Annotated in this window: 24 protein-coding genes, 2 tRNA genes, 3 rRNA genes and 1 other RNA gene; 27 read left to right on the forward strand and 3 right to left on the reverse strand. The window is 42.8% G+C overall.

The window, feature by feature from the left end:
• Nucleotides 1-59: 59 nt before the first annotated feature.
• A complete protein-coding gene (locus NSU13_RS00120; RefSeq protein ID WP_342489735.1) occupies nt 60-1,361 on the reverse strand; it encodes a glycoside hydrolase family 18 protein in 1,302 nt (433 codons plus the stop codon).
• Nucleotides 1,362-1,406: 45 nt separating this feature from the next.
• Nucleotides 1,407-1,961 (reverse strand): isochorismatase family cysteine hydrolase, encoded by a 555-nt coding sequence (locus NSU13_RS00125; protein ID WP_024426742.1) that lies wholly within the window; start codon nt 1,959-1,961, stop codon nt 1,407-1,409.
• 79 nt (nt 1,962-2,040) lie between these two features.
• On the opposite strand from NSU13_RS00125, the gene tadA reads away from it, so the two are divergent.
• The 25 genes from tadA (at nt 2,041) to rsmI (ending at nt 21,040) form a co-directional block, all read left to right on the forward strand.
• Nucleotides 2,041-2,517 carry a tRNA adenosine(34) deaminase TadA gene (gene tadA, locus NSU13_RS00130; RefSeq protein ID WP_024426741.1) on the forward strand — a complete coding sequence of 159 codons (477 nt, stop codon included), beginning with the start codon at nt 2,041-2,043 and terminating at the stop codon, nt 2,515-2,517.
• 76 nt (nt 2,518-2,593) lie between these two features.
• Nucleotides 2,594-2,858, forward strand: an RNA gene (ffs, locus tag NSU13_RS00135) — signal recognition particle sRNA large type.
• A gap of 330 nt (nt 2,859-3,188) precedes the next feature.
• Entirely contained in the window at nt 3,189-4,901 is a 1,713-nt protein-coding gene (gene dnaX, locus NSU13_RS00140) for a DNA polymerase III subunit gamma/tau (protein ID WP_342489736.1), read from the forward strand.
• A 26-nt stretch (nt 4,902-4,927) separates the two neighbouring features.
• A complete protein-coding gene (locus tag NSU13_RS00145; protein ID WP_008342011.1) occupies nt 4,928-5,251 on the forward strand; it encodes a YbaB/EbfC family nucleoid-associated protein in 324 nt (107 codons plus the stop codon).
• A gap of 15 nt (nt 5,252-5,266) precedes the next feature.
• Nucleotides 5,267-5,863, forward strand: coding sequence for a recombination protein RecR (gene recR, locus NSU13_RS00150; RefSeq protein ID WP_070326896.1), 597 nt, complete (start codon nt 5,267-5,269; stop codon nt 5,861-5,863).
• An 18-nt stretch (nt 5,864-5,881) separates the two neighbouring features.
• A complete protein-coding gene (locus NSU13_RS00155) occupies nt 5,882-6,106 on the forward strand; it encodes a YaaL family protein (protein WP_024425764.1) in 225 nt (74 codons plus the stop codon).
• Between the two features lie 66 nt (nt 6,107-6,172).
• Nucleotides 6,173-6,436, forward strand: coding sequence for a pro-sigmaK processing inhibitor BofA family protein (locus NSU13_RS00160; RefSeq protein WP_034284261.1), 264 nt, complete (start codon nt 6,173-6,175; stop codon nt 6,434-6,436).
• A 274-nt stretch (nt 6,437-6,710) separates the two neighbouring features.
• Nucleotides 6,711-8,259: ribosomal RNA gene (locus NSU13_RS00165) — 16S ribosomal RNA — on the forward strand.
• A 95-nt stretch (nt 8,260-8,354) separates the two neighbouring features.
• Nucleotides 8,355-8,431, forward strand: a tRNA-Ile gene (locus tag NSU13_RS00170).
• Nucleotides 8,432-8,445: 14 nt separating this feature from the next.
• Nucleotides 8,446-8,521 (forward strand) — tRNA-Ala (locus NSU13_RS00175).
• 98 nt (nt 8,522-8,619) lie between these two features.
• Nucleotides 8,620-11,550, forward strand: a 23S ribosomal RNA gene (locus NSU13_RS00180).
• 61 nt (nt 11,551-11,611) lie between these two features.
• Nucleotides 11,612-11,727: ribosomal RNA gene (gene rrf / locus NSU13_RS00185) — 5S ribosomal RNA — on the forward strand.
• The 16S, 23S and 5S rRNA genes sit together here with 2 tRNA genes alongside, the layout of an rRNA operon.
• Before the next feature lie 171 nt (nt 11,728-11,898).
• Nucleotides 11,899-12,090 (forward strand): sigma factor G inhibitor Gin, encoded by a 192-nt coding sequence (locus tag NSU13_RS00190; protein WP_024425620.1) that lies wholly within the window; start codon nt 11,899-11,901, stop codon nt 12,088-12,090.
• 128 nt (nt 12,091-12,218) lie between these two features.
• On the forward strand, nt 12,219-12,833 hold the full coding sequence (locus tag NSU13_RS00195; RefSeq protein ID WP_342489737.1) for a 5-bromo-4-chloroindolyl phosphate hydrolysis family protein: 615 nt from the start codon (nt 12,219-12,221) through the stop codon (nt 12,831-12,833).
• Between the two features lie 18 nt (nt 12,834-12,851).
• The gene (locus NSU13_RS00200; protein ID WP_342489738.1) at nt 12,852-13,916 is read left to right on the forward strand and encodes a toxic anion resistance protein; all 1,065 of its coding nucleotides are present in this window, start codon (nt 12,852-12,854) and stop codon (nt 13,914-13,916) included.
• Between the two features lie 77 nt (nt 13,917-13,993).
• A complete protein-coding gene (locus tag NSU13_RS00205) occupies nt 13,994-15,403 on the forward strand; it encodes an aminotransferase class I/II-fold pyridoxal phosphate-dependent enzyme (protein WP_111926605.1) in 1,410 nt (469 codons plus the stop codon).
• Nucleotides 15,400-16,038 carry a dTMP kinase gene (gene tmk / locus NSU13_RS00210; protein ID WP_034284135.1) on the forward strand — a complete coding sequence of 213 codons (639 nt, stop codon included), beginning with the start codon at nt 15,400-15,402 and terminating at the stop codon, nt 16,036-16,038. Before NSU13_RS00205 ends, tmk begins: the two co-directional genes overlap by 4 nt.
• Nucleotides 16,039-16,117: 79 nt before the next feature.
• Complete coding sequence (locus tag NSU13_RS00215) at nt 16,118-16,447, forward strand: cyclic-di-AMP receptor (RefSeq protein WP_024425625.1); 330 nt, start codon at nt 16,118-16,120, stop codon at nt 16,445-16,447.
• 12 nt (nt 16,448-16,459) lie between these two features.
• Nucleotides 16,460-16,900, forward strand: coding sequence for a YaaR family protein (locus NSU13_RS00220; protein ID WP_024425626.1), 441 nt, complete (start codon nt 16,460-16,462; stop codon nt 16,898-16,900).
• Between the two features lie 11 nt (nt 16,901-16,911).
• Nucleotides 16,912-17,901 (forward strand): DNA polymerase III subunit delta', encoded by a 990-nt coding sequence (holB, locus tag NSU13_RS00225; RefSeq protein ID WP_024425627.1) that lies wholly within the window; start codon nt 16,912-16,914, stop codon nt 17,899-17,901.
• Nucleotides 17,902-17,903: 2 nt separating this feature from the next.
• Entirely contained in the window at nt 17,904-18,731 is an 828-nt protein-coding gene (locus NSU13_RS00230) for a stage 0 sporulation family protein (protein WP_024425628.1), read from the forward strand.
• Between the two features lie 14 nt (nt 18,732-18,745).
• Entirely contained in the window at nt 18,746-19,099 is a 354-nt protein-coding gene (gene yabA / locus NSU13_RS00235) for a DNA replication initiation control protein YabA (RefSeq protein ID WP_217008956.1), read from the forward strand.
• 55 nt (nt 19,100-19,154) lie between these two features.
• Nucleotides 19,155-19,898, forward strand: coding sequence for a tRNA1(Val) (adenine(37)-N6)-methyltransferase (locus tag NSU13_RS00240; protein WP_070326877.1), 744 nt, complete (start codon nt 19,155-19,157; stop codon nt 19,896-19,898).
• Nucleotides 19,885-20,184 carry a GIY-YIG nuclease family protein gene (locus tag NSU13_RS00245; protein ID WP_034284140.1) on the forward strand — a complete coding sequence of 100 codons (300 nt, stop codon included), beginning with the start codon at nt 19,885-19,887 and terminating at the stop codon, nt 20,182-20,184. Before NSU13_RS00240 ends, NSU13_RS00245 begins: the two co-directional genes overlap by 14 nt.
• Nucleotides 20,159-21,040, forward strand: coding sequence for a 16S rRNA (cytidine(1402)-2'-O)-methyltransferase (gene rsmI, locus NSU13_RS00250; protein WP_211044125.1), 882 nt, complete (start codon nt 20,159-20,161; stop codon nt 21,038-21,040). Before NSU13_RS00245 ends, rsmI begins: the two co-directional genes overlap by 26 nt.
• 45 nt (nt 21,041-21,085) lie before the next feature.
• On the opposite strand, the gene NSU13_RS00255 is transcribed toward rsmI, so the two are convergent.
• Nucleotides 21,086-21,376: an AbrB/MazE/SpoVT family DNA-binding domain-containing protein gene (locus NSU13_RS00255; protein ID WP_087975202.1), complete on the reverse strand. Its 291-nt coding sequence runs from the start codon at nt 21,374-21,376 to the stop codon at nt 21,086-21,088.
• A gap of 520 nt (nt 21,377-21,896) precedes the next feature.
• Between NSU13_RS00255 and metG the strand changes: the two genes are divergently transcribed.
• The gene (metG, locus tag NSU13_RS00260) at nt 21,897-23,897 is read left to right on the forward strand and encodes a methionine--tRNA ligase (RefSeq protein WP_342489739.1); all 2,001 of its coding nucleotides are present in this window, start codon (nt 21,897-21,899) and stop codon (nt 23,895-23,897) included.
• Nucleotides 23,898-23,977: 80 nt separating this feature from the next.
• Complete coding sequence (locus NSU13_RS00265; RefSeq protein WP_034624441.1) at nt 23,978-24,745, forward strand: TatD family hydrolase; 768 nt, start codon at nt 23,978-23,980, stop codon at nt 24,743-24,745.
• The last annotated feature ends 124 nt before the right edge of the window (nt 24,746-24,869 follow it).

Below are 24,869 nucleotides of genomic sequence, written 5' to 3' on the forward strand. Positions count from 1 at the left end.
AAAGTTGTCAAACCAATGTATATTGTACCATACCCCTTCTAATTGATAGAGTGAATGGATTACGATGTCGTTCTTTTTTCAATATTAAATTGATCTGATAATAAGAGCCAATTTTGTGGGAAAGATAGACCTAATTTCCAATAAGCAATGCCGTTCAATTTTAGCTCTTTGATGAGATTGAATTTTGCTTGAATCGATCTAGCGTCTTCGAACCAGACCTCATGCTCTTTGTTGTTGGCATCTGTATAACGAAAATGGGGTGCTTGTGCTGTTTCGTCGTATAAGATAGAGACATTGTGCTCTCTAGCAAGTGCAATTGCTTGTTGAGGACTGACGGCTTTGGCGATGGGACCGCCCTGGACGAAAGGAAGTGTCCAATCATAGCCGTATAAATTCTGCCCCATTACAATTTTATTGGCCGGTATGACAGTTAGTGCATATTCAATGACTTGGCGGACAGGTCCAATTGGAGAGACAGCTTGTGGAGGGCCGCCGCTGTACCCCCATTCATAGGTCATCAGCACAACATGATCGACGATCTTACCGATCGCTTCATAGTCATGGGCTTCATACCATTTGCCCTTTTGCTGACTACTTGTTTTTGGTGCAAGTGCAACAGATATTGTCCATCTTTCTTGATGGAAACGGGCTGTTGCTTCTCTTAAAAATTGAATATAAGCATCTTTATCAGCAGGGCGTAAATATTCAAAATCAAAATGGATTTCCTTGAATTGATACTTTTTGGCAACACGAACAATTTCATCTAAAAATGCCGTTTTGACAGATTGGTTAGTTAAAAGAATACGCCCAAGTTCATCACTGAATTTTTCATTCTCTAGATTTGTCACCACCATGGTTAATACAGTTCTGTTCTGAGCGGCAATCTGGGGTAGTTGGTCTAACGGTGGTTCTCGCAGTGTCCCATCTCTTTGTGCTTGAAAACTAAAGACGTCTAAATGGGTTAAGTATGGGGAGGCCTCTCTAGCTGCCTGCTTTAAGTTTTCACTGACTTGATTTCCCCGTGGTTCAATATAAGCATTGGAATTAATGTTCCTTTTCGGTCTTTGTGGAATATAGAGCAAGAAACGAATAGGCAGTATCGCTTCAGGCCGAATTCTGTTCACGCGTGCCAATTCTTCCACTGAGATTTGAAACCGTCTACCAATTTGATATAGTGTGTCATTTTGTTTGACCTCATAAAATTGACCTCTAATTGGAATGACAATTGTTTGTCCAATGACGAGTTGATTTGGTGTTTCGATTTCGTTAGTACGGATGATTTCATTGACTGTCGTTTTAAAACGCATAGCAATGTCGTTTAAAGTATCTCCTCTTTTGACAACATAAATTTGAATAGTCAACGCCCCCTTTGTTATTGCTAACAATTTATGAGGGTTATAGCTAAATCATGTTTGATTTTCATTCGTGATTTCCTTAGCGGTAGTGATTTTGGCTAGAAGAACGTTCTCCATCATCGTTAAAGCGTAGTCGTTATCTCTGTCGTCGTTTGAAGCGATACAATCTTTAGGTACAATTAGATTGTATTCTCGCATGTATGCGTCATTTGCAGTGAACAAAACGCAAATGTTTCCGGCAATCCCAGTTAGAATAATGTCCTCAACACCTAATTCATTTAAGAGTGTCTCTAGTGCAGTACCGTAGAAGGCAGAATGCTTAGGTTTGATTAAGAAGTAATTATCTTTAGATGGTGTCATTTTCTCTAAAATAGGAGCGCTTCTTTCGTTTTTGCATGTTTCCATAACAGCTTGGATATCAGCCTTCCAAAGTCCGTAGTGATCGTTGATATAAATGATTGGCCAATTTTCCTTGAAAGCATGTTGTTTAAGAGCTAAAATTTTATTGGTCATTTGCTCTGTTTTTTCTGCAAGCACATGTCCCATTTCAAAATCAAAATCATTAATCATGTCGATAATAAGCAGCGCCTTTTTTTGCTTTGACAAAATAAGACCCCCTTTAAAAGATTGTGATAATATGTTAACCTCAATTTCCTTTTAAAAAACATGAAAAGAGAGCCGTGCCATGACGAAAGATGAAAAGTTTATGCAAGAAGCCATTTCTGAAGCCTTAAAAGCAGAACAAATAGGGGAAGTGCCGATTGGTGCGATCATTGTTGTTGATGATCAAATCGTGAGCCGGGCTCATAATTTAAGGGAAAGTGAGCAGCGTTCGATTGCACATGCAGAATTACTTGCTATTGATGAAGCATGTAAAGCGACAGGGAGCTGGCGTTTAGAAGATGCTGTGCTTTACGTTACGCTTGAGCCATGCCCAATGTGTGCGGGTGCTATTGTTCTCTCTAGAGTGAAAAAGGTCGTTTTTGGTGCATACGATCCAAAAGGTGGATGCGCAGGTACTTTAATGAATTTACTGGATGATGAACGGTTCAATCATCAGTCTGAGGTCATCGGTGGTGTACTTGAAAATCAGTGTGGTGAGCTGTTAAGTCAGTTCTTCCGAAATCTCCGTCAGCGAAAGAAACAAGCCAAAAGTAAATGAATGGATGTCGTTTGCAATTTGAGCTATAAGAAGGTATACTTATGTCTGCGTCACTAACAATTTAATATTCATTTTGCCGTGCTAAGCGGGGAGGTAGCGGTGCCCTGTACTCGCAATCCGCTCTAGCGAGGCCGAATCCCTTCTCGAGGTTCGTTTACTTCAAGGTCTGCCTTAAATAAGTGGTGTTGACGTCTGGGTCCTGCGCAATGGGAATTCATGAACCATGTCAGGTCCGGAAGGAAGCAGCATTAAGTGAAACCTCTCATGTGCCGCAGGGTTGCCTGGGCCGAGCTAACTGTTTAAGTAACGCTTGGGGTAGCGAATCGACAGAAGGTGCACGGTAAATCAATATTAAATGTAACTCATCTAGTTTAACTAGGTGAGTTTTTTGTTGCTGTTCAAAGAATAGCTGAATTGCTTTGGTTATACAAATAGATAAAAAGTCTTTTTGGTTCCATTTGTTTGTTTCACTAATCGCAATAAGAATTGGTGTTCTTTTTGGGGTTTCGGGTCTTTTTACAAAGCTAGAAAATACGTTTTTAATGCATGGAAAGTAGAAAATCTATAGTTGAAATCATCTTTTTGGCATATTAGAAAATAAAGGTGTGCTTTTGAATTGATCGGTGCATCATGTATAATGAAAAAGATGATAAATGGAGGAGGGCGTATTTGTGAGTTATCAAGCTTTATATCGAGTGTTCAGACCTCAAGTTTTTGAGGATGTTGTTGGACAAGAACACATCACAAAAACGTTGCAAAATGCCCTTTTGCAGAAAAAGTTTTCTCATGCTTACTTATTTTCAGGTCCTAGAGGAACAGGTAAAACAAGTGCTGCCAAAATCTTTGCTAAGGCAGTGAACTGTGAAAAGTCACCTGTTAGTGAGCCGTGTAATGCATGTGATGCCTGTAAAGGGATTACAAACGGTTCAATTTCAGATGTGATTGAAATAGATGCTGCCTCGAATAACGGGGTAGATGAAATCCGTGATATACGTGATAAAGTGAAATTTGCTCCTTCGGCGGTTACGTATAAGGTTTATATTATAGATGAAGTACATATGCTCTCTATCGGTGCATTTAATGCCCTCCTTAAAACGCTGGAAGAACCGCCTGCTCATTGTATCTTTATTTTGGCTACCACAGAGCCCCATAAGATTCCTCTTACCATCATATCTCGTTGTCAGCGATTTGATTTCAAACGAATCACGACTAAAGATATTGTTGGAAGAATGGAGAAAATTGTAGATGCAGAAGGCCTTAACGTACAGGAGGATTCGCTCGAGATTATTGCTAGTGCAGCTGATGGCGGTATGCGTGATGCACTAAGTCTCTTGGATCAAGCGATTTCATTTAGTGGTGAACAATTGACAATTGATGATGCGCTGCTCATTACAGGTGCTGTATCTCAGCATTTCATTAGTCAGCTTGCTGAAGCAATTTTTGATCAAAATATTGCGACAGCGTTAGATACATTAAATGAGTTGCTCCAGCAGGGGAAAGATGCTGCTAAATTAATAGAGGATATGATTTTTTACTTTAGAGATATGCTGCTTTATAAAACGGCACCAGATCTCGAGGGGGTCCTTGAAAAGGTAAAGGTCGACGAAAGTTTCGTGGCGCTGTCAGATCGTGTGACACCTCAATTTCTGTATGAAACCATTGAAGTCCTGAATAAAAGCCACCAAGAAATGAAATGGACAAATCATCCAAGGATTTTCTTTGAGGTAGCTGTTGTAAAGCTGTGTCAGTCAACAGCAGGATTGACACAAGGTCATGCTGACGCTGATTTAACGGCGCTAACAGATAAAATAAACAGGCTGGAACAGGAACTATCAAGGCTAAGAGCCGAAGGTGTACCAATGTCTCCATCTCATAGTCCTCAAGAAAAAAAGGAAGCGCCTCGACCACAAACAAGTAACAAAACTGGCTATCGTGCTCCTGTCGGCCGAATTCATGAGATTCTAAAAGAAGCGAAACGGCCTGAGTTAGAAAAAATTAAAGGCAAATGGGGAGAGCTCCTTGCCCAGTTGAAACAGCAGAATAAGGTGTCTCACGCTGCGTTATTAACGGACAGTGAGCCAGTTGCGGCTGCTTCGCATGCCTTTGTTTTAAAATTCAAATTTGAAATACATTGTAAAATGGTTGCTGAAGATAAAAGTGGTGTTCGGACCAATCTTGAACAACTGCTAGAGTCTATGTTAGGAAAAAGAGTGGAATTAGTTGGCGTTCCTGACGCTCAATGGGGTAAAATAAGAGAAGAATTTTTAAGAGATCATCAGCCGGATGAACAAGCAGATGGTCAGGAAACTTCTTCTGAAGAGGATCCATTGATTGCGGAAGCAAAGAAATTAGTAGGAACCGATTTAATTGAAATTAAAGATTAATAAAAATGAAAGAGAGTGGTGTTCATATGCGCGGTGGAATGGGAAATATGCAAAAAATGATGAAACAAATGCAAAAAATGCAAAAGGATATGGCGAAGGCTCAAGAAGAGCTTGCAGAAAAAGTCCTTGAAGGTACAGCTGGTGGCGGTATGGTCACTGTAAAAGTAAATGGACAAAAAGAAGTCGTTGATGTAGCAATTAATGAAGAAGTTGTTGATCCAGAAGATATCGATATGCTTCAAGATCTTGTACTTGCTGCCACAAACGATGCATTGAAAAAAGTCGATGAGCTAACGAATGAAACGATGGGTCAATTCACAAAAGGAATGAACATGCCAGGTTTATTCTAGGAGGAATAACTGAAGATGCAATATCCTGAACCAATATCAAAGCTGATTGACAGCTTTATGAAATTGCCAGGAATCGGACCGAAAACTGCGGTCCGTCTGGCTTTTTTTGTTCTTAGTATGCAAGAAGATGTCGTACTAGATTTTGCGAAGGCGCTTGTAAATGCAAAGCGTAATTTAACTTATTGTTCGGTATGCGGTCATATCACAGACCAAGATCCTTGCTATATTTGTGAAGATACAAGAAGAGATCAATCTGTTGTCTGTGTAGTGCAGGATCCAAAAGATGTAATCGCAATGGAAAAAATGAAAGAATACAACGGCTTATATCATGTGCTTCATGGTGCCATTTCGCCAATGGACGGAATTGGCCCAGAGGATATTAAAATTCCTGACCTATTAAAAAGATTGCAAGACGATCAAGTGACAGAGGTGATCCTTGCAACCAATCCAAATATTGAAGGAGAAGCAACAGCCATGTATATCTCCAGATTGTTAAAACCATCAGGAATTAAACTCTCTCGCATTGCTCACGGACTTCCAGTAGGCGGGGATTTAGAGTATGCGGATGAAGTTACACTGTCTAAGGCTCTAGAAGGCAGACGTGAGATGTAGGAAGGAGAAGTACGGTACATGGGTTTTCTTCGCAGAAAATCAATTCGAAAAGAATTCGATGAGAAATTAATTCAACAGCTTTTTAAGCAAAAGGAAGAATGGAACAGACAAAAAAAGCTTGTCGCAAATAGCGTTGAGCCTTCACCGGACATTCTATTCGAATTAAAGCTTGCTCAAGCGAAGTACTTTTTCTATCTGAGAGAAGCGAAAAAGAGGAATTTACGTTTAAACAACTGGAAATAGCAGGTCTATTGTACATAGTCCTCTCATATGCTTGTACTATTCATATAAAGAGGAGATGAGAGGATTATGGAACCTGTTATTGTGATCGGGTCAATTTTGCTAGCTGTGCTATTGTTGTTTATGTCAGGTGTGCAGGCGAATCCATTCAAATGGTTAGGGCTTATCGGAGTGAAGTTTGTAGCAGGCGCTCTTTTTTTATTTTGCCTCAACCTATTTGGCGAGAGTCTAGGATTACATGTCTCTATTAACCCTGTAACGAGTGGAATTAGTGGTTTATTGGGTATTCCGGGCGTAGCAGCTTTAATCGTCATTGAAAAGTTTATTATTTAATGAAAAATATTGTTGACTTTGATTGGATAGGGTGGTAAATTAATATACGTCGCTGATGACGAAGAAACGAAAAAACATAATAACAAAAAAGTTGTTGACACTAACAACTTGGATGTGATAAGATGTTCTAGTCGCTTCTGAAGCGGTAAACAAGTTCTTTGAAAACTAAACAAGACAAAACGTACCTGTTAATTCGAGTTTTTATAAAAAAATCCTATGAAACTTCATAGGTAGTCAGTCAAACTGGCGAAAAGCAAAACTTCGGTTTTGTACTTTTTCGGAGAGTTTGATCCTGGCTCAGGACGAACGCTGGCGGCGTGCCTAATACATGCAAGTCGAGCGGACAGAAGGGAGCTTGCTCCCGGATGTTAGCGGCGGACGGGTGAGTAACACGTGGGTAACCTGCCTGTAAGACTGGGATAACTCCGGGAAACCGGAGCTAATACCGGATAGTTCCTTGAACCGCATGGTTCAAGGATGAAAGACGGTTTCGGCTGTCACTTACAGATGGACCCGCGGCGCATTAGCTAGTTGGTGGGGTAATGGCTCACCAAGGCGACGATGCGTAGCCGACCTGAGAGGGTGATCGGCCACACTGGGACTGAGACACGGCCCAGACTCCTACGGGAGGCAGCAGTAGGGAATCTTCCGCAATGGACGAAAGTCTGACGGAGCAACGCCGCGTGAGTGATGAAGGTTTTCGGATCGTAAAGCTCTGTTGTTAGGGAAGAACAAGTGCGAGAGTAACTGCTCGCACCTTGACGGTACCTAACCAGAAAGCCACGGCTAACTACGTGCCAGCAGCCGCGGTAATACGTAGGTGGCAAGCGTTGTCCGGAATTATTGGGCGTAAAGGGCTCGCAGGCGGTTTCTTAAGTCTGATGTGAAAGCCCCCGGCTCAACCGGGGAGGGTCATTGGAAACTGGGAAACTTGAGTGCAGAAGAGGAGAGTGGAATTCCACGTGTAGCGGTGAAATGCGTAGAGATGTGGAGGAACACCAGTGGCGAAGGCGACTCTCTGGTCTGTAACTGACGCTGAGGAGCGAAAGCGTGGGGAGCGAACAGGATTAGATACCCTGGTAGTCCACGCCGTAAACGATGAGTGCTAAGTGTTAGGGGGTTTCCGCCCCTTAGTGCTGCAGCTAACGCATTAAGCACTCCGCCTGGGGAGTACGGTCGCAAGACTGAAACTCAAAGGAATTGACGGGGGCCCGCACAAGCGGTGGAGCATGTGGTTTAATTCGAAGCAACGCGAAGAACCTTACCAGGTCTTGACATCCTCTGACAACCCTAGAGATAGGGCTTTCCCTTCGGGGACAGAGTGACAGGTGGTGCATGGTTGTCGTCAGCTCGTGTCGTGAGATGTTGGGTTAAGTCCCGCAACGAGCGCAACCCTTGATCTTAGTTGCCAGCATTCAGTTGGGCACTCTAAGGTGACTGCCGGTGACAAACCGGAGGAAGGTGGGGATGACGTCAAATCATCATGCCCCTTATGACCTGGGCTACACACGTGCTACAATGGACAGAACAAAGGGCTGCAAGACCGCAAGGTTTAGCCAATCCCATAAATCTGTTCTCAGTTCGGATCGCAGTCTGCAACTCGACTGCGTGAAGCTGGAATCGCTAGTAATCGCGGATCAGCATGCCGCGGTGAATACGTTCCCGGGCCTTGTACACACCGCCCGTCACACCACGAGAGTTTGCAACACCCGAAGTCGGTGAGGTAACCTTTATGGAGCCAGCCGCCGAAGGTGGGGCAGATGATTGGGGTGAAGTCGTAACAAGGTAGCCGTATCGGAAGGTGCGGCTGGATCACCTCCTTTCTAAGGATATATGGAGCAGCGTACGTTTTCGTCTTGTTTAGTTTTGAAGGAACTTGCAAAAGATCCTACAACATCATATCTTCGATATGAAAGATGGGCCTGTAGCTCAGCTGGTTAGAGCGCACGCCTGATAAGCGTGAGGTCGGTGGTTCGAGTCCACTCAGGCCCACCATCTTCTATTAAATCGGGGCCTTAGCTCAGCTGGGAGAGCGCCTGCCTTGCACGCAGGAGGTCAGCGGTTCGATCCCGCTAGGCTCCACCAACGTGTTCTTTGAAAACTAGATAACAATAAGTAATACATTCACATTGAATGCAATGCAAAGTTCATCACACATAGTGATTCTTTCTAAAGTAAGAAATGGTTAAGTTAGAAAGGGCGCACGGTGGATGCCTTGGCACTAGGAGCCGATGAAGGACGGGACGAACACCGATATGCTTCGGGGAGCTGTAAGCAAGCTTTGATCCGGAGATTTCCGAATGGGGAAACCCACTGCTCGTAATGGAGTAGTATCCATACTTGAATACATAGAGTATGAGAAGGCATACCCGGGGAACTGAAACATCTAAGTACCCGGAGGAAGAGAAAGCAAATGCGATTCCCTGAGTAGCGGCGAGCGAAACGGGAACAGCCCAAACCAAGAGGCTTGCCTCTTGGGGTTGTAGGACACTCTATACGGAGTTACAAAGGAACGATATAAGCGAAGAGGTCTGGAAAGGCCCGCCAAAGAAGGTAACAGCCCTGTAACTGAAATGTTGTTCTCTCCAGAGTGGATCCTGAGTACGGCGGAACACGTGAAATTCCGTCGGAATCCGGGAGGACCATCTCCCAAGGCTAAATACTCCCTAGTGACCGATAGTGAACCAGTACCGTGAGGGAAAGGTGAAAAGCACCCCGGAAGGGGAGTGAAATAGATCCTGAAACCGTGTGCCTACAAGTAGTCAGAGCCCGTTAACGGGTGATGGCGTGCCTTTTGTAGAATGAACCGGCGAGTTACGATCCCGTGCAAGGTTAAGCAGAAGATGCGGAGCCGCAGCGAAAGCGAGTCTGAATAGGGCGCATGAGTACGTGGTCGTAGACCCGAAACCAGGTGATCTACCCATGTCCAGGGTGAAGTTCAGGTAACACTGAATGGAGGCCCGAACCCACGCACGTTGAAAAGTGCGGGGATGAGGTGTGGGTAGGGGTGAAATGCCAATCGAACCTGGAGATAGCTGGTTCTCTCCGAAATAGCTTTAGGGCTAGCCTCAAGGTAAGAGTCTCGGAGGTAGAGCACTGATTGGACTAGGGGCCCCTACCGGGTTACCGAATTCAGTCAAACTCCGAATGCCGATGACTTATCCTTGGGAGTCAGACTGCGAGTGATAAGATCCGTAGTCGAAAGGGAAACAGCCCAGACCGCCAGCTAAGGTCCCAAAGTATACGTTAAGTGGAAAAGGATGTGGAGTTGCTTAGACAACCAGGATGTTGGCTTAGAAGCAGCCACCATTTAAAGAGTGCGTAATAGCTCACTGGTCGAGTGACTCTGCGCCGAAAATGTACCGGGGCTAAACGTATCACCGAAGCTGCGGACTGTTCTTACGAACAGTGGTAGGAGAGCGTTCTAAGGGCTGTGAAGCCAGACCGGAAGGACTGGTGGAGCGCTTAGAAGTGAGAATGCCGGTATGAGTAGCGAAAGACGGGTGAGAATCCCGTCCACCGAATGCCTAAGGTTTCCTGAGGAAGGCTCGTCCGCTCAGGGTTAGTCGGGACCTAAGCCGAGGCCGAAAGGCGTAGGCGATGGACAACAGGTTGATATTCCTGTACCACCTCCTCACCATTTGAGCAATGGGGGGACGCAGGAGGATAGGGTAAGCGCGGTATTGGATATCCGCGTCCAAGCAGTTAGGCTGGGAAATAGGCAAATCCGTTTCCCGTAAAGGCTGAGCTGTGATGGCGAGCGAAATTTAGTAGCGAAGTTCCTGATTCCACACTGCCAAGAAAAGCCTCTAGCGAGGTGAGAGGTGCCCGTACCGCAAACCGACACAGGTAGGCGAGGAGAGAATCCTAAGGTGATCGAGAGAACTCTCGTTAAGGAACTCGGCAAAATGACCCCGTAACTTCGGGAGAAGGGGTGCTTCTTAGGGTGTTAAAGCCCCGAGAAGCCGCAGTGAATAGGCCCAGGCGACTGTTTAGCAAAAACACAGGTCTCTGCGAAGCCGTAAGGCGAAGTATAGGGGCTGACGCCTGCCCGGTGCTGGAAGGTTAAGAGGAGCGCTTAGCGTAAGCGAAGGTGCGAATTGAAGCCCCAGTAAACGGCGGCCGTAACTATAACGGTCCTAAGGTAGCGAAATTCCTTGTCGGGTAAGTTCCGACCCGCACGAAAGGCGCAACGATCTGGGCACTGTCTCAACGAGAGACTCGGTGAAATTATAGTACCTGTGAAGATGCAGGTTACCCGCGACAGGACGGAAAGACCCCGTGGAGCTTTACTGCAGCCTGATATTGAATGTTGGTACAGCTTGTACAGGATAGGTAGGAGCCTTGGAAACCGGAGCGCTAGCTTCGGTGGAGGCATCGGTGGGATACTACCCTGGCTGTATTGACCTTCTAACCCGCTGCCCTTATCGGGCAGGGAGACAGTGTCAGGTGGGCAGTTTGACTGGGGCGGTCGCCTCCTAAAATGTAACGGAGGCGCCCAAAGGTTCCCTCAGAATGGTTGGAAATCATTCGCAGAGTGTAAAGGCACAAGGGAGCTTGACTGCGAGACCTACAAGTCGAGCAGGGACGAAAGTCGGGCTTAGTGATCCGGTGGTTCCGCATGGAAGGGCCATCGCTCAACGGATAAAAGCTACCCCGGGGATAACAGGCTTATCTCCCCCAAGAGTCCACATCGACGGGGAGGTTTGGCACCTCGATGTCGGCTCATCGCATCCTGGGGCTGTAGTCGGTCCCAAGGGTTGGGCTGTTCGCCCATTAAAGCGGTACGCGAGCTGGGTTCAGAACGTCGTGAGACAGTTCGGTCCCTATCCGTCGCGGGCGCAGGAAATTTGAGAGGAGCTGTCCTTAGTACGAGAGGACCGGGATGGACGCACCGCTGGTGTACCAGTTGTTCTGCCAAGGGCATCGCTGGGTAGCTATGTGCGGACGGGATAAGTGCTGAAAGCATCTAAGCATGAAGCCCCCCTCAAGATGAGATTTCCCATTCCGCAAGGAAGTAAGATCCCTGAAAGATGATCAGGTTGATAGGTCTGAGGTGGAAGCGTGGTGACACGTGGAGCTGACAGATACTAATAGATCGAGGACTTAACCTATATTCTAATGTGAAGCATGAACATTGTTATCTAGTTTTGAGAGAACATTCTCTCCATCAGGTTTGGTGGCGATAGCGAAGAGGTCACACCCGTTCCCATACCGAACACGGAAGTTAAGCTCTTCAGCGCCGATGGTAGTTGGGGGTTTCCCCCTGTGAGAGTAGGACGCCGCCAAGCTTCTATTAGGATCAGTTCCAGTCGGAACTGGTCTTTTTTGTTTTTTAAGAAAAGGAACAAACACTCGATCTAACATGGATACATATACTAAACTACCATCTAAAACATTCTTAATTTTGTATACAATTGAAGGCGCTAGGGCATACTGAAGCTATAAGTGGAGGTGTCACAATGAGCAAAAAAGAGCGAGAAGCGATTTGTTTGATTTGTGAAGAGAAAAAAACAAAGGGAATTTATTTATATCATCAGTTTTTGTGCCGAGAATGTGAGAGAAAGTTAATTTCTACATCGACCTCGGATCCTAGCTATGCCGATTATGTTAGAAAGCTTAAAAATCTTCATACGCCGCCTTTGTATTCATAGACCATTAGATGGTCTTTTTTTATGAGCTATGGAGGATTGGGCCTGTTTTTTGGAACTTAGTTTGGACATCATCCGTAATTAATAATAAGATAAACAGAGAGCCTGATTATTCATAGGAGTCGATGAACATGAAATCAATCTTTTATACATTTATATGGGCCATCCTCTCTACTTTTTTTTCGCTTGTGATTTTAACCGTCAGTATTAGGGTTTTCCATCATCATGTTGGACTATCGATACTGTATGCGATGATGGGGTGGGGCGTAATGTTTGCAGGGAGCAGATGGGTTGCTTTCCAGTTGTTTTTAAAGAAACACGGACTGTCTCGTAGTGATTATGTATATATCAAACAGCATTTAAAAGAAGCAGGACAAAAGCTCGTACGTTTAAAGAAGGCTTTATTTGCTGTGAAGAACGTACAGACGATCAAACATAATTATGAAATTCTCCGACTTGCACGACGAATCTATACGATTACAAAAAAAGAGCCGACCCGATTTTATGATGTACAGCGTTTTTATTTTGAAAGCTTGGATTCTGTCGTTGAACTAACTGAAAAATATGCACTATTGTATAACCAGCCTGATCGCAGTCATGAGTTGGAAATGACACTAAGCCAAACTCGAGTGACGCTGACAGAGCTGCAAAAGCAATTGACGAATGATTTGCAGCAAGTATTAGGAAGAGACATAGAAGCCCTTCATATTGAGCTTGAAGTGGCAGATAAAATGATAAAGAAATAATGAAAGGAGTCAAACGCAATGAAACCAGAAGATCACATCCCAACATCATCTGCTGCCACTACAGATCTTCAGTTTCAAGTGTTTGATACCTTATCTGATGAGGAGAAACAAGAAGCCTTGCAGCGTGCTGAGCAAATCCCTGACAATCCGCAAAAGCTGCTTTTCTATGGTACACGTGTTCAGGAACGATTATTGGAACAATCACAACAAATGATGAAATATGTTGAGAAAAAAGATATCGATCAAATAGGAGACGTGCTTGAGGCCTTTTTGCACCAGCTCCAAGTAGTAGAACCGGAGGACTTACTGCCAAAGAAGCAGGGCTTTTTTTCGAAGTTATTTCGGCGGGAGAAGCGTTCTACTCAGGAAATCATATCGCGTTTTCAACATGCAAAATCACAGATCGAGAGATTATCAGCAAGGCTTCGTTACGCAAAAGGCGGATTAATTTCCGATCACATGTTATTAGAGCGTTTATTTGAAGAAAATCAAACCTTTTTCCAAGAGATGACGCTGCAGGTTGCAGCAGTTGAAGCGAAAATGACAGATTTAGAGAAGCAGATCATATCAGAAACGGAGCAGACTGGTAATCGGACTATAGAGGAGCAATTGATGAGTCAGGAAGTCAATGCAGAAGAATATATGGAGAGGTTGAAAGAACGGAAATATGATTTGCTGCTAAGCCGGCAAATTGCGTTGCAATGTAATGCCCAAATTCGAATGATCCAGCATACGAATCATACATTGGCCAATCACATTCAATCAACTGTTTCTGCATCTATTCCTCTATGGATCAACCAAATGTCGATTGCGTTAACCCATATTCAGCAGCGTGCCAATTCAGCTCTTGAGAATCGAATCAAAAAAACATATGAAAAGGTATCAAAGCAGCAGGGGGAGCTTCTTGAAGATGCAGCTTTTGCACCTATAGATACGTTGAAAAAGGTTCAACGCCAATTAGCTGAAACCTTACAGGAAACGTTACAGGTGAAAGAGCATGGAAGCCAAGAGCGAGCCCAATTGAAAAACAGAATGTATGAGGCAGAACAGCAGCTGACGAATCACCAGCCAATTAAGGAATGAGAATCCATCTTTCGGTTCCCTTGTATGAACGTTATAATAGACATAAGATATCGTTAAAGTGAAAAGGGTCGATTTGTTTGAAAACACCTTTATATACAGCATTAGCACAACATGCGGAAAAGAAACCTTATTCTTTCCACGTTCCAGGACATCACAATGGAGATGTCTTTTTTGATGAGGCACGGACTTATTATGACTCAATTCTTCAGCTGGATGTAACAGAGCTTGAAGGGTTAGATGATCTCCATCATCCAACTGGTGTGATACAAGAGGCTGAACATTTATTGGCAAAGCTATATGGATCAGATCAAAGCTTTTTCCTTGTGAATGGGACAACTGTCGGAAATTTAGCGATGGTGATGGCAGCCTGTCGTGCGGGAGATGAGATTTTCGTCCAGCGAAATTGTCATAAGTCTGTTTACCATGCGATTGAACTTGCAGGAGCCACGCCTATTATGGTAGAAGCTGAGGTAGATCCACACCTGCATGTACCAACACATGTGACGGATGAAACAGTCAAAAAAGCCATATCCAAACACCCTAATTGCCGGGCGATCGTTTTGACTTATCCGAACTACTACGGACATGCGGCTGATTTATCAAAGCTGATTGACATGTGCCACGAAGCAGGCATGATCGTTTTGGTTGATGAGGCACATGGTGCACATTTTGTATTAGGCGGCGCTTTTCCCCCATCTGCTCTTTCCTATGGAGCTGACGTGGTGGTACAATCAGCACATAAAACCCTTCCGGCCATGACGATGGGATCCTACCTTCATCTTCAGGGGGGGCGAATGGATGCAAAACGTTTGAAAACATTCCTCACGATGCTTCAAAGCAGTTCTCCATCCTATCCAATTATGGCCTCATTAGATGTGGCAAGAGCTTATGTCGAGGAGATCAAGAAAAAAGGGATCTCGGATGGAATGATGAAAGGACTGGCAGAGCTGAAAAATGAGTTCAACCGTATACCCCAGCTTGAAGTGGTAGAGTCTGAATTGCTTTCTAACGATCCATTAAAATGTGTGATTCGATCAACAAAAGGGCTGACTGGTTATGAACTAAAACGAGTACTTGAATCAGTGGAGGTTCACCCAGAGCTTGCCGACGAACATCAGGTTTTACTTATCTTTGGTTTAGAACAGAAGAAGGATATTCCTTTTAAACAGATAGAGCAGGCCCTTAATCAAAGCGATTCATTGCTCAAAGGAAAAGATCATTTCCAAAGAGAGGCGCCGGCTGATGACAACGATGAGCATAGACAGGATATAGAAGCCGTCCCATTTGAACATGCAGCAGGACGGGTTAGTGCAGAATCGGTTATTCCATATCCACCGGGTATTCCTTTGATCGTTAAGGGAGAGCGTATTGAAATCGATCAGATTGCGGCTTTAAGCCGTTTGCTTGGACATCAGGTTCATGTTCAAGCCAGTCAGGTGATTCATCAGAGAAAATTATATGTTTATATAGAAGAGGAGACACTATGAGCGGTATGTTTATTACGTTTGAAGGGCCAGAGGGTGCTGGAAAAACGACAGTGATTCGAAAAGTGTATGAAGAAATGGAACGCCAAGGATATGCAGTGATGGCGACACGTGAGCCTGGCGGCATTGACATTGCAGAGCAGATTCGTGAAGTCATTTTAAATGAAAAAAACACAAAAATGGATGCGAAAACAGAAGCTTTGCTGTATGCAGCCGCAAGAAGGCAGCATTTGGCTGAGAAGGTAGAACCGGCATTACAGCGCGGGCAGACGGTTTTATGTGATCGTTTTGTTGATAGCTCCCTTGCTTATCAAGGCTATGCGAGAGGGCTTGGGATTGAAGAAGTAAAGTCAATTAACGACTTTGCTATCAATGGCACGATGCCGCAAATGACCATTTATTTTTCAATTACACCTGAGGAAGGGCTAAAGCGAATTGATGCCAACCAGGGAAGAGAAAAGAATCGATTAGACATGGAGACGCTGAATTTCCACCAGCTTGTCAGAGAAGGCTATGAACTGCTTATTGCACAATCGCCAGAACGATTCCGTGTAGTGGATGCGTCTCAGCCGATGCAGGCTGTCTATAAAGAAGTCCTTCAATTGATTCAGGACACATTAAAGCAAAATCAAATATGACCTAATTCCCAATCGTTGTTATAATATAGAGGAAGACATCGGCATGTCATCTGTGCCTAAAATAAAGGAGGCCAATCAAATGAAATTAATTGTTGCCGTTGTACAGGACCAAGATAGCAGCAAGTTGTTGAAAATATTGACTGAACATCATTTCGGCGTGACAAAATTAGCTTCAACTGGTGGGTTTTTAAAGTCTGGGAATACGACTTTTATTATTGGTTGTGATGATGTCCGGGTGGATAAAGCATTACAGCTTATAAAAGAAAATTGCCGTAAACGTGATCAAATGATCGCGCCTGTCTCCCCAATGGGCGGAAATGCAGATTCATACGTACCATACCCTGTTGAGGTTGAAGTTGGCGGAGCTACAGTTTTTATTCTGCCAGTTGAACAATTTCATCAATTTTAAGGATGGGTTGCTGTGAAAATTAATCAAGATATGCGGCTGCGTTTAGAAAAGCGTGAACTCCAAGCGATGAAAGGAAGCCAGACATCTGCCTCCTTTAAAGCTTCGATGGAGACGCAAAGCGGCAAACTGCGCTTAGAACAGCTGACAGTCATGCTGAGTGATATCGAAGTGTTCGGAAAAAAGCTCGCAAAGTCACGAAACTTAAAGGATTTGGCTAGGTTTAAAGGACTGGTGAAGCGCTTTGTGAAAGAGACAGTCGATAATGGACTAAATATAGAAACATCAAGGAGCTTTGACATTTATGGCAACACACGTACACTTGCTTTGGTCAAAGCCTTAGATGAAAAGCTGATTGAATTAACCGAGGAAATGATGGATCAAGAAAAACCATCTATTGATTTGCTTGAACGTATTGGAGAAATAAAAGGTTTATTGATTAACCTTTACACATAGAGAGTGATAACATGGCAATTAGCTGGGATGACATGAATGATTTGCAGCCGCGCGTCATGCGGCTGATTTTTAATAGTATTGATAAAGACCGACTTGCGCACGCCTACTTATTTGAAGGAAAAAAAGGAACCGGAAAACTGGATGCAGCGATGCTTTTGGCTAAAAGCTTTTTTTGCTTGGAATCAGGAGTGAAACCATGTGAATCCTGTCAAAACTGCAAAAGGATTGCATCAGGAAACCATCCCGATTTACATCTTGTGCAGCCTGATGGCCAATCAATTAAGAAGGCGCAAGTGCAGGCACTGCAAGAGGAATTTACAAAAGCCGGTGTAGAATCTCACCGGAAAATGTATATTATTCTTCATGCGGACAAAATGACGGTCAATGCCGCGAACAGTTTATTGAAGTTCCTAGAGGAGCCTAATCGGGAAACGATGGCGGTTTTAATCACTGAGCAATCGCATAAAATGCTGGATACGATTATTTCAAGATGTCAGATGCTCAGCTTTCAGCCGCTGCAGCCACAATCCTTGGAGCAGCAGCTTTTACAAGAAGGCGTATCTCAGCATCTCGCAAGGCTTTTGTCGAATTTAACCAATAATTTAGCAGAAGCACTCGAATTAAGTCGAAATGATCAGTTTGCAGAGTCTAGAGCGAAAGTGATAAAATTGTATGAAGTCTTACACCAGCGAAAAGAACATGCATTTTTTTATATACAGGATCAATGGATGCCTTTTTTCAAAGAGAAAGACCTTCAAGAAACAGGTCTGGATATGCTTTTATTTATATATCGTGATGTATTGTCGATTCAAATAGGAAATGAAGATAAAGTCATTTATCAAGACTTATTCCAGACAATGAAGCAGCATGCGCTGCATTCCACACAGCAGATGGTGACCAGCCAGATCCTTGCTGTATTAGAAGCGAAAAAGAGACTTCAATCCAACGTGAATGCCCAAGGGCTGATGGAGCAATTGGTGTTGATGTTGCAGGAGGGATAAGCTTGTACAACGTAATTGGTGTTCGCTTTAAAAAAGCGGGCAAAATCTATTATTTCGATCCTAATGGATTTCATATAGAAAATGATAGTTGTGTCATTGTAGAAACGGTCAGAGGGGTTGAGTACGGACAAGTGGTCATCGCTAACAAAAAAGTAGATGAACACGATGTGGTTCTCCCTCTGCGTAAAGTCATTCGTGTAGCAGACGAACGAGACCGGCTCATCGTTGAGGAAAACAAAGAAGCAGCGATGACAGCCTTTGATACATGTCTTCAGAAGGTAAGTGAACATGGGCTGGAAATGAAATTGGTTGATGTTGAATTTACATTTGACCGAAACAAGGTCATCTTCTACTTCACAGCAGATGGTAGAGTTGATTTCCGTGAGCTAGTGAAGGATCTTGCATCAATTTTCAAAACGAGAATTGAACTTCGCCAGATTGGCGTAAGAGACGAGGCAAAAATGCTTGGCGGCATTGGTCCTTGCGGGCGAATGCTTTGCTGTTCGACATTCTTAGGAGACTTTGAACCAGTGTCGATTAAGATGGCAAAGGATCAAAACCTGTCGTTAAATCCGACAAAAATTTCCGGACTATGCGGCCGTTTGATGTGCTGCTTGAAATATGAGAATGATGAGTATGAAACAGCGAAGGAACAATTACCGGATATCGGCGAAACGATTCAAACGTCTAATGGCTCTGCAAAGGTAGTAGGGCTCAATATTTTAGAACGAATTTTGCAAGTTGAATTAACCGGGCAAGAAAAAGTGATAGAATATACATGGGAAGAATTATTACAAGAAGGCGTTGTATCTGCACAAACAACTGAGTAACGAGGTGTGCCACCTTGGATAAAAAGGAACTATTTGATACGGTGATTAATTTAGAAGAACAAATCGGTTCTCTTTATCGCCAGTTAGGTGATTTGAAAAATCATATCGGTGAAGTGATTGAAGAAAATCATCAGCTGCAGATGGAGAATCAGCACTTGCGTGAACGTCTGGATCATTCCGATCGAGACAAATCGTCTGAGGCAGAGAATGATTCTGCCCAGAAGCCAAGTCATTCTGATATAGGAGAAGGTCATGATAACCTGGCCCGGTTATATCAGGAGGGCTTCCATATTTGTAATGTACATTATGGAAGCATTCGTAAAGAGGGAGACTGTTTGTTCTGTCTGTCATTTTTAAATAAAAAATGAGAAAAGGCTTCCGCTGAATCGGGAGCCTTTTTCACAGGAAAAGAAAGGATACATCATGGTTTCGTTAAGAGAAGATGAACGTTTAGATTACCTGCTCGCCGAAGATATGAAGATTATACAAAGTAAAACTGTGTTTGCCTTTTCATTGGACGCAGTGTTATTAGCTAAATTTGCGTATGTACCGATCCAAAAAGGGGAGATCATTGATCTTTGTACCGGAAACGGTATCGTGCCATTGCTGCTTTCGACTCGTTCTAAGGCCTCGATTACGGGTGTTGAAATTCAAGAACGGCTGTTTGATATGGCAAAAAGAAGTGTGGAGTATAATCAACTTGCGCACCAGATTGAATTGATTCATGGTGATTTGAATGATATGCCGGAACGCTACGGCAACCATAAAGTTGACGTGATTACATGTAACCCTCCATATTTTAAAACACCTTCTAAGGATGAAATCAATGAAAATGAATATTTGGCGATTGCACGGCACGAAATTCATTGTACATTAGAAGATGTTGTTCGTGTTTCTTCCACGCTGCTAAAGCAAGGGGGAAAACTGGCGATGGTTCATCGACCAGGACGGCTGCTTGAGATTGTGGAATTAATGAAGGAATACCGAATTGAGCCAAAACGAATTCAATTTGTTTATCCCAAACAAGGGAAAGAAGCCAATACCATCTTGGTAGAGGGCATAAAAGATGGAAAACCAGATCTGAAAATTCTCCCGCCTCTTTTTGTTTATGGGGAAGATCAGGAGTATACAGATGAAATCAGGACGATACTGTATGGAGAAGCATAATCATTACTTCTATGTATTAAAATGTGCAGATGGCAGCCTGTATGCGGGTTATACAAATGATTTACAAAAGAGATTGATGACCCACAATAGTGGAAAGGGAGCAAAGTATACAAGAGCGAGACGGCCGGTTGAGCTTTTTTATCATGAATGTTTTGCAACCAAAAGAGAAGCCATGCAGCAAGAATATCGTTTCAAAACGTGGACGCGGAAAAAGAAAGACATTTATATAGAAGAAATGCGAATAGAAAAGGAGGCGGCACATGAAAAAGACACAGAAAAGCTTTGATGGTCAATCTGGTATGGGGATTCTTTATCTTGTCCCAACCCCGATCGGAAATCTAGAAGATATGACGTTCCGAGCGATACAAACATTAAAAGATGTAGACTATATTGCCGCAGAAGATACAAGGCAAACGAAAAAGCTTTGTCATGTATACGAAATTGATACACCCTTAACCAGTTATCATGAGCATAACAAAGACAGCAGCGGCCAAAAGTTAATCGAATGGCTAAAAGAAGGGAAAAGTATCGCACTCGTGAGTGATGCCGGTTTACCGACGATTTCAGATCCAGGGGCCGAAGTGGTTCGAGATTTTACTAGCATTGGGGGCTATGTCATTCCGTTACCTGGCGCTAATGCTGCACTAACGGCACTCATTGCATCAGGAATCGCGCCTCAGCCATTTTTCTTTTACGGTTTTCTCGACCGTCAAAAAAAAGAAAAGAAAAAGCAGCTTGAAGCCTTGAAGAAACGCCAAGAAACGATCATTTTCTATGAAGCACCCCATCGATTAAAAGAAACGCTGACTTTGATGAAGGAAGTGTGGGGGAATCGGAACATCGCAATTACGAGAGAACTGACGAAAAAATTCGAAGAGTTTATTCGTGGAGATTTAGAGTCTGTGCTGACATGGGCTGCGGAGAATCAAATCCGAGGTGAATTCTGTCTTGTGGTACAAGGAAATGATCAAGCTGAAGAAGAGCTGAATGAAGATGCTTGGTGGACGTCCTTATCTGAAAAAGAACATGTGATCCATTACATAGAGGAAGGATTAACGTCGAAGGAAGCCATTAAACGTACAGCTGTCGAACGTGGTGTACCAAAGCGCACGATATACGATGCCTATCATATTGAACAATAAAGAAAGGTTCTTGCAAACGGTGCAAGAACCTTTTTTATATGAACCTTATTTTTGTGATTGAAGTTGGTTTTGAATTTCGTTAATGATTTGCTCTGCACCTTCACGGCTAAGAACTAATTTACCATTAGCAAGCTTAAGGTTATCGTCTGATACTTCACCTGTTACTTGGCAAGTCATGTTTGGTTTATATTTTTTTAGGATAATTTTTTCATCATCAACATAAATTTCCAAAGCGTCTTTTTCAGCGATTCCTAACGTACGGCGAAGTTCGATTGGAATCACCACGCGTCCTAATTCGTCAACTTTACGTACAATACCTGTAGATTTCATCTTCATTCTCCTCCCAAAAAGAACTTATTCTTAATATAATATTATCTTCGTCATTATTCGACAAATTCCTTACATTCCTAGCATAACAAGGTTTCCATAAATCGTCAATCATTTTGTTTACTATTGTTTGTAAAATATGACTCTTAAAGTCAAAAGACCTTGAAACTACTGGTGTATAAGGATTTTGTAGGCTTTTTCTATGAAAATATAAGAAATGACGAGATCAGATTAACAAGACTTTTGCCCTAATTTAGCCAATTGTAAATCTGGAAATAGATTTCATACGACAATATTCGACAAAATGTCGACGGGTTTGTCGTTTTTTTCGAAAAACTCATCTTTTTCGATCATTTCATCTTGTTCTATGTATATATGCTTGATCTTAAAGGCTAAGATGGTATCATAGAGAAAGCACAAGTGCAAAATTGAATGAATTGATCTGACACATTTTCATGTAATGATGATAACCGCTCTCGTCCATTGGGCGGGAGTTTTTGACATTTACACATACGCAGGAGGTTCCGACATGCCAGAAAAGAAAAAAACGTTTTATCTGACAACACCTATTTACTATCCGAGCGGAAAATTACATATTGGACATGCTTATACGACAGTAGCAGGAGATGCTATGGCTCGTTATAAACGTCTTCAAGGCTATGATGTGATGTATTTAACGGGTACAGATGAGCACGGACAAAAAATTCAGCAAAAAGCTGAAGAACAAAATATCACACCGATCGAGTATTTAGATCCAGTCGTTAAAGACATTCAATCATTATGGAAGAAACTCGACATTTCTAATGATGACTTCATCCGTACAACGGAAAAAAGACATACGAAAATCATTGAGCAAGTCTTTCAAAAATTGCTTGATCAAGGTGATATTTATTTAGATCAATATGAGGGCTGGTACAGTATTCCTGATGAGACATTCTATACAGAAACACAGCTTGTTGATGTTGAGCGTAATGAGAAAGGGGAAGTCATTGGCGGGAAAAGCCCTGACAGCGGCCACCCTGTTGAATTAATTAAAGAAGAATCATATTTCTTCCGCATGAGTAAGTATGCGGATCGTTTGCTCGATTATTACGAAAAAAATCCATCGTTTATTCAGCCTGAATCAAGAAAGAATGAAATGATTAATAACTTCATTAAACCAGGTTTAGAGGATCTAGCAGTATCAAGAACAACCTTTGATTGGGGAATTAAAGTTCCTAACAATCCAAAACACGTCATTTATGTATGGATTGATGCGTTATTCAACTATTTAACTGCGATTGGCTATGGAACAGATCAAGATGAAAAATATAAAAAATATTGGCCTGCCAACGTTCATCTCGTAGGAAAAGAAATTGTACGCTTCCATACGATTTATTGGCCGATTATGCTGATGGCATTAGATCTGCCTCTGCCGAAACAAATTTTCGCACACGGCTGGCTACTCATGAAAGATGGCAAAATGTCTAAATCAAAAGGGAATGTGGTAGATCCGGTCACATTAATTGATCGCTATGGCCTCGATGCCCTTCGTTATTATCTGCTTCGCGAAGTACCATTTGGTGCGGATGGTGTGTTTACACCAGAAGGATTCGTGGAACGTGTAAACTATGACCTTGCCAATGATTTAGGTAACTTGCTTAATCGTACAGTTGCGATGGTGCAAAAATATTTTGACGGCACTTTAAGCAGCTATAAGGGTCCTGTTAATGAGTTTGATGAGGAGCTGAAAGCAGTAGCTGAGCAAACAGTCAAAGCCTATGAAGAAGCGATGGAAAATCTTGAATTCTCTGTGGCTCTTTCAAATGTTTGGACATTAATCAGCAGAACCAATAAATATATTGATCAAACAGCTCCATGGGTGCTGGCAAAGGATGAAACAAAACGAAAAGAACTGCATTCTGTTATGTATCATTTAGCAGAATCACTTCGAATCACTGCAGTACTCTTAACGCCGTTCCTAACGAAAACACCTGAGAAAATCTTCTTCCAGCTTGGGATTGAAGAAGAGAAGCTCAAAAGCTGGGATAGTATCCTATCATTTGGTGCGATTCAACAAGCGACGGTACAAAAAGGAGAGCCTTTGTTCCCGCGTTTAGAGGTTGAAGAAGAAGTAGCCTACATTAAAGAAAAAATGCAGGGAAGTGCACCTAAGGTAGAAGAAGAAAAAGTGGAAATCGAAGAAACGGAATTACCTGAGCTGGGAGCAGAAATTGCATTTGATGATTTCTCAAAAGTTGATCTTCGAGTTGCACAGGTATTGGAAGCAGCCCCAGTGAAAAAAGCGGATCGTCTCTTAAAGCTTCAGCTTGATTTTGGATTTGAAAAAAGACAAATAGTCTCTGGGATTGCCAAGCACTATCAACCAGAGGAATTAGTAGGGAAGAAGCTTGTTTGCGTAGCGAATCTTACACCAGTTAAACTCCGAGGGGAAATTTCCCAGGGAATGATTTTAACTGGAGAAACTGGCGGGAAATTGCAGGTTCTTGAAGTAGATCAATCTCTAGCAAATGGAACAAAAATTTTATAAATTAACAAAGGTGTTCCACGTGTAACATTTCGTCGAACACCTTTTGTTTTTAGGAGAATTGTCGAAAGGAGCAATCAACCATGTTATTTGATACACATGCCCACTTAAATGCAGAACAATACAATGAAGACTTAGAGCAGGTGATTGAAAGAGCGAAAAGCGAAAAAGTTGAGAAAATCGTGGTGGTAGGGTTTGACCGCCCAACCATTACGAGGGCGATGGAGTTAATTGAAGAGTATGATTTCATATATGCAGCTATCGGCTGGCATCCAGTCGATGCTATAGATATGACAGATGAGGATTTGGCTTGGATCAAAGATTTATCTCAACACGAAAAAGTGGTTGCGATTGGAGAAATGGGTCTGGATTACTATTGGGACAAGTCGCCAAAAGATGTGCAAAAGGAAGTATTTAGACGCCAAATTGCTCTTGCGAAGGAAGTGAATCTTCCAATCGTTATTCATAATCGTGACGCAACGGAAGATGTCGTGACGATTTTAAAGGAAGAGGGAGCAGCTGAGGTTGGAGGTATTATGCACTGCTTTACTGGCAGTCTGGAAACTGCAAAAGCGTGTATGGAAATGAACTTTTATATTTCATTCGGTGGACCCGTGACATTTAAAAATGCCAAAAAGCCAAAGGAAGTTGTAAAGGAGATACCAAGTGACAAGCTTTTGATTGAAACAGACTGCCCATACTTAACGCCAGTGCCATTTAGAGGGAAACGTAATGAGCCAAGTTATGTCAAATATATCGCAGAACAGATTGCGGAGCTGAGAGAAATCAGCTTTGAAGAGCTTGCTGAATTGACAACAAAAAATGCAAAAAAAGTTTTCCGTATAAACTGACAGTATATGATGTCAATCCTTGTTTAAGCTTGTCCAATTGTGAAACATAACGAAAAAGTTCTACACGTTTGCGCCTCCTCATAGGATAAGTTGTCGATAAGTCTTTCTTCCCTTCCTTCCATAA

Origin of the sequence: Bacillus sp. FSL M8-0049 (assembly GCF_038593355.1) — a bacterium.
Classification (GTDB): domain Bacteria; phylum Bacillota; class Bacilli; order Bacillales; family Bacillaceae; genus Bacillus; species Bacillus safensis.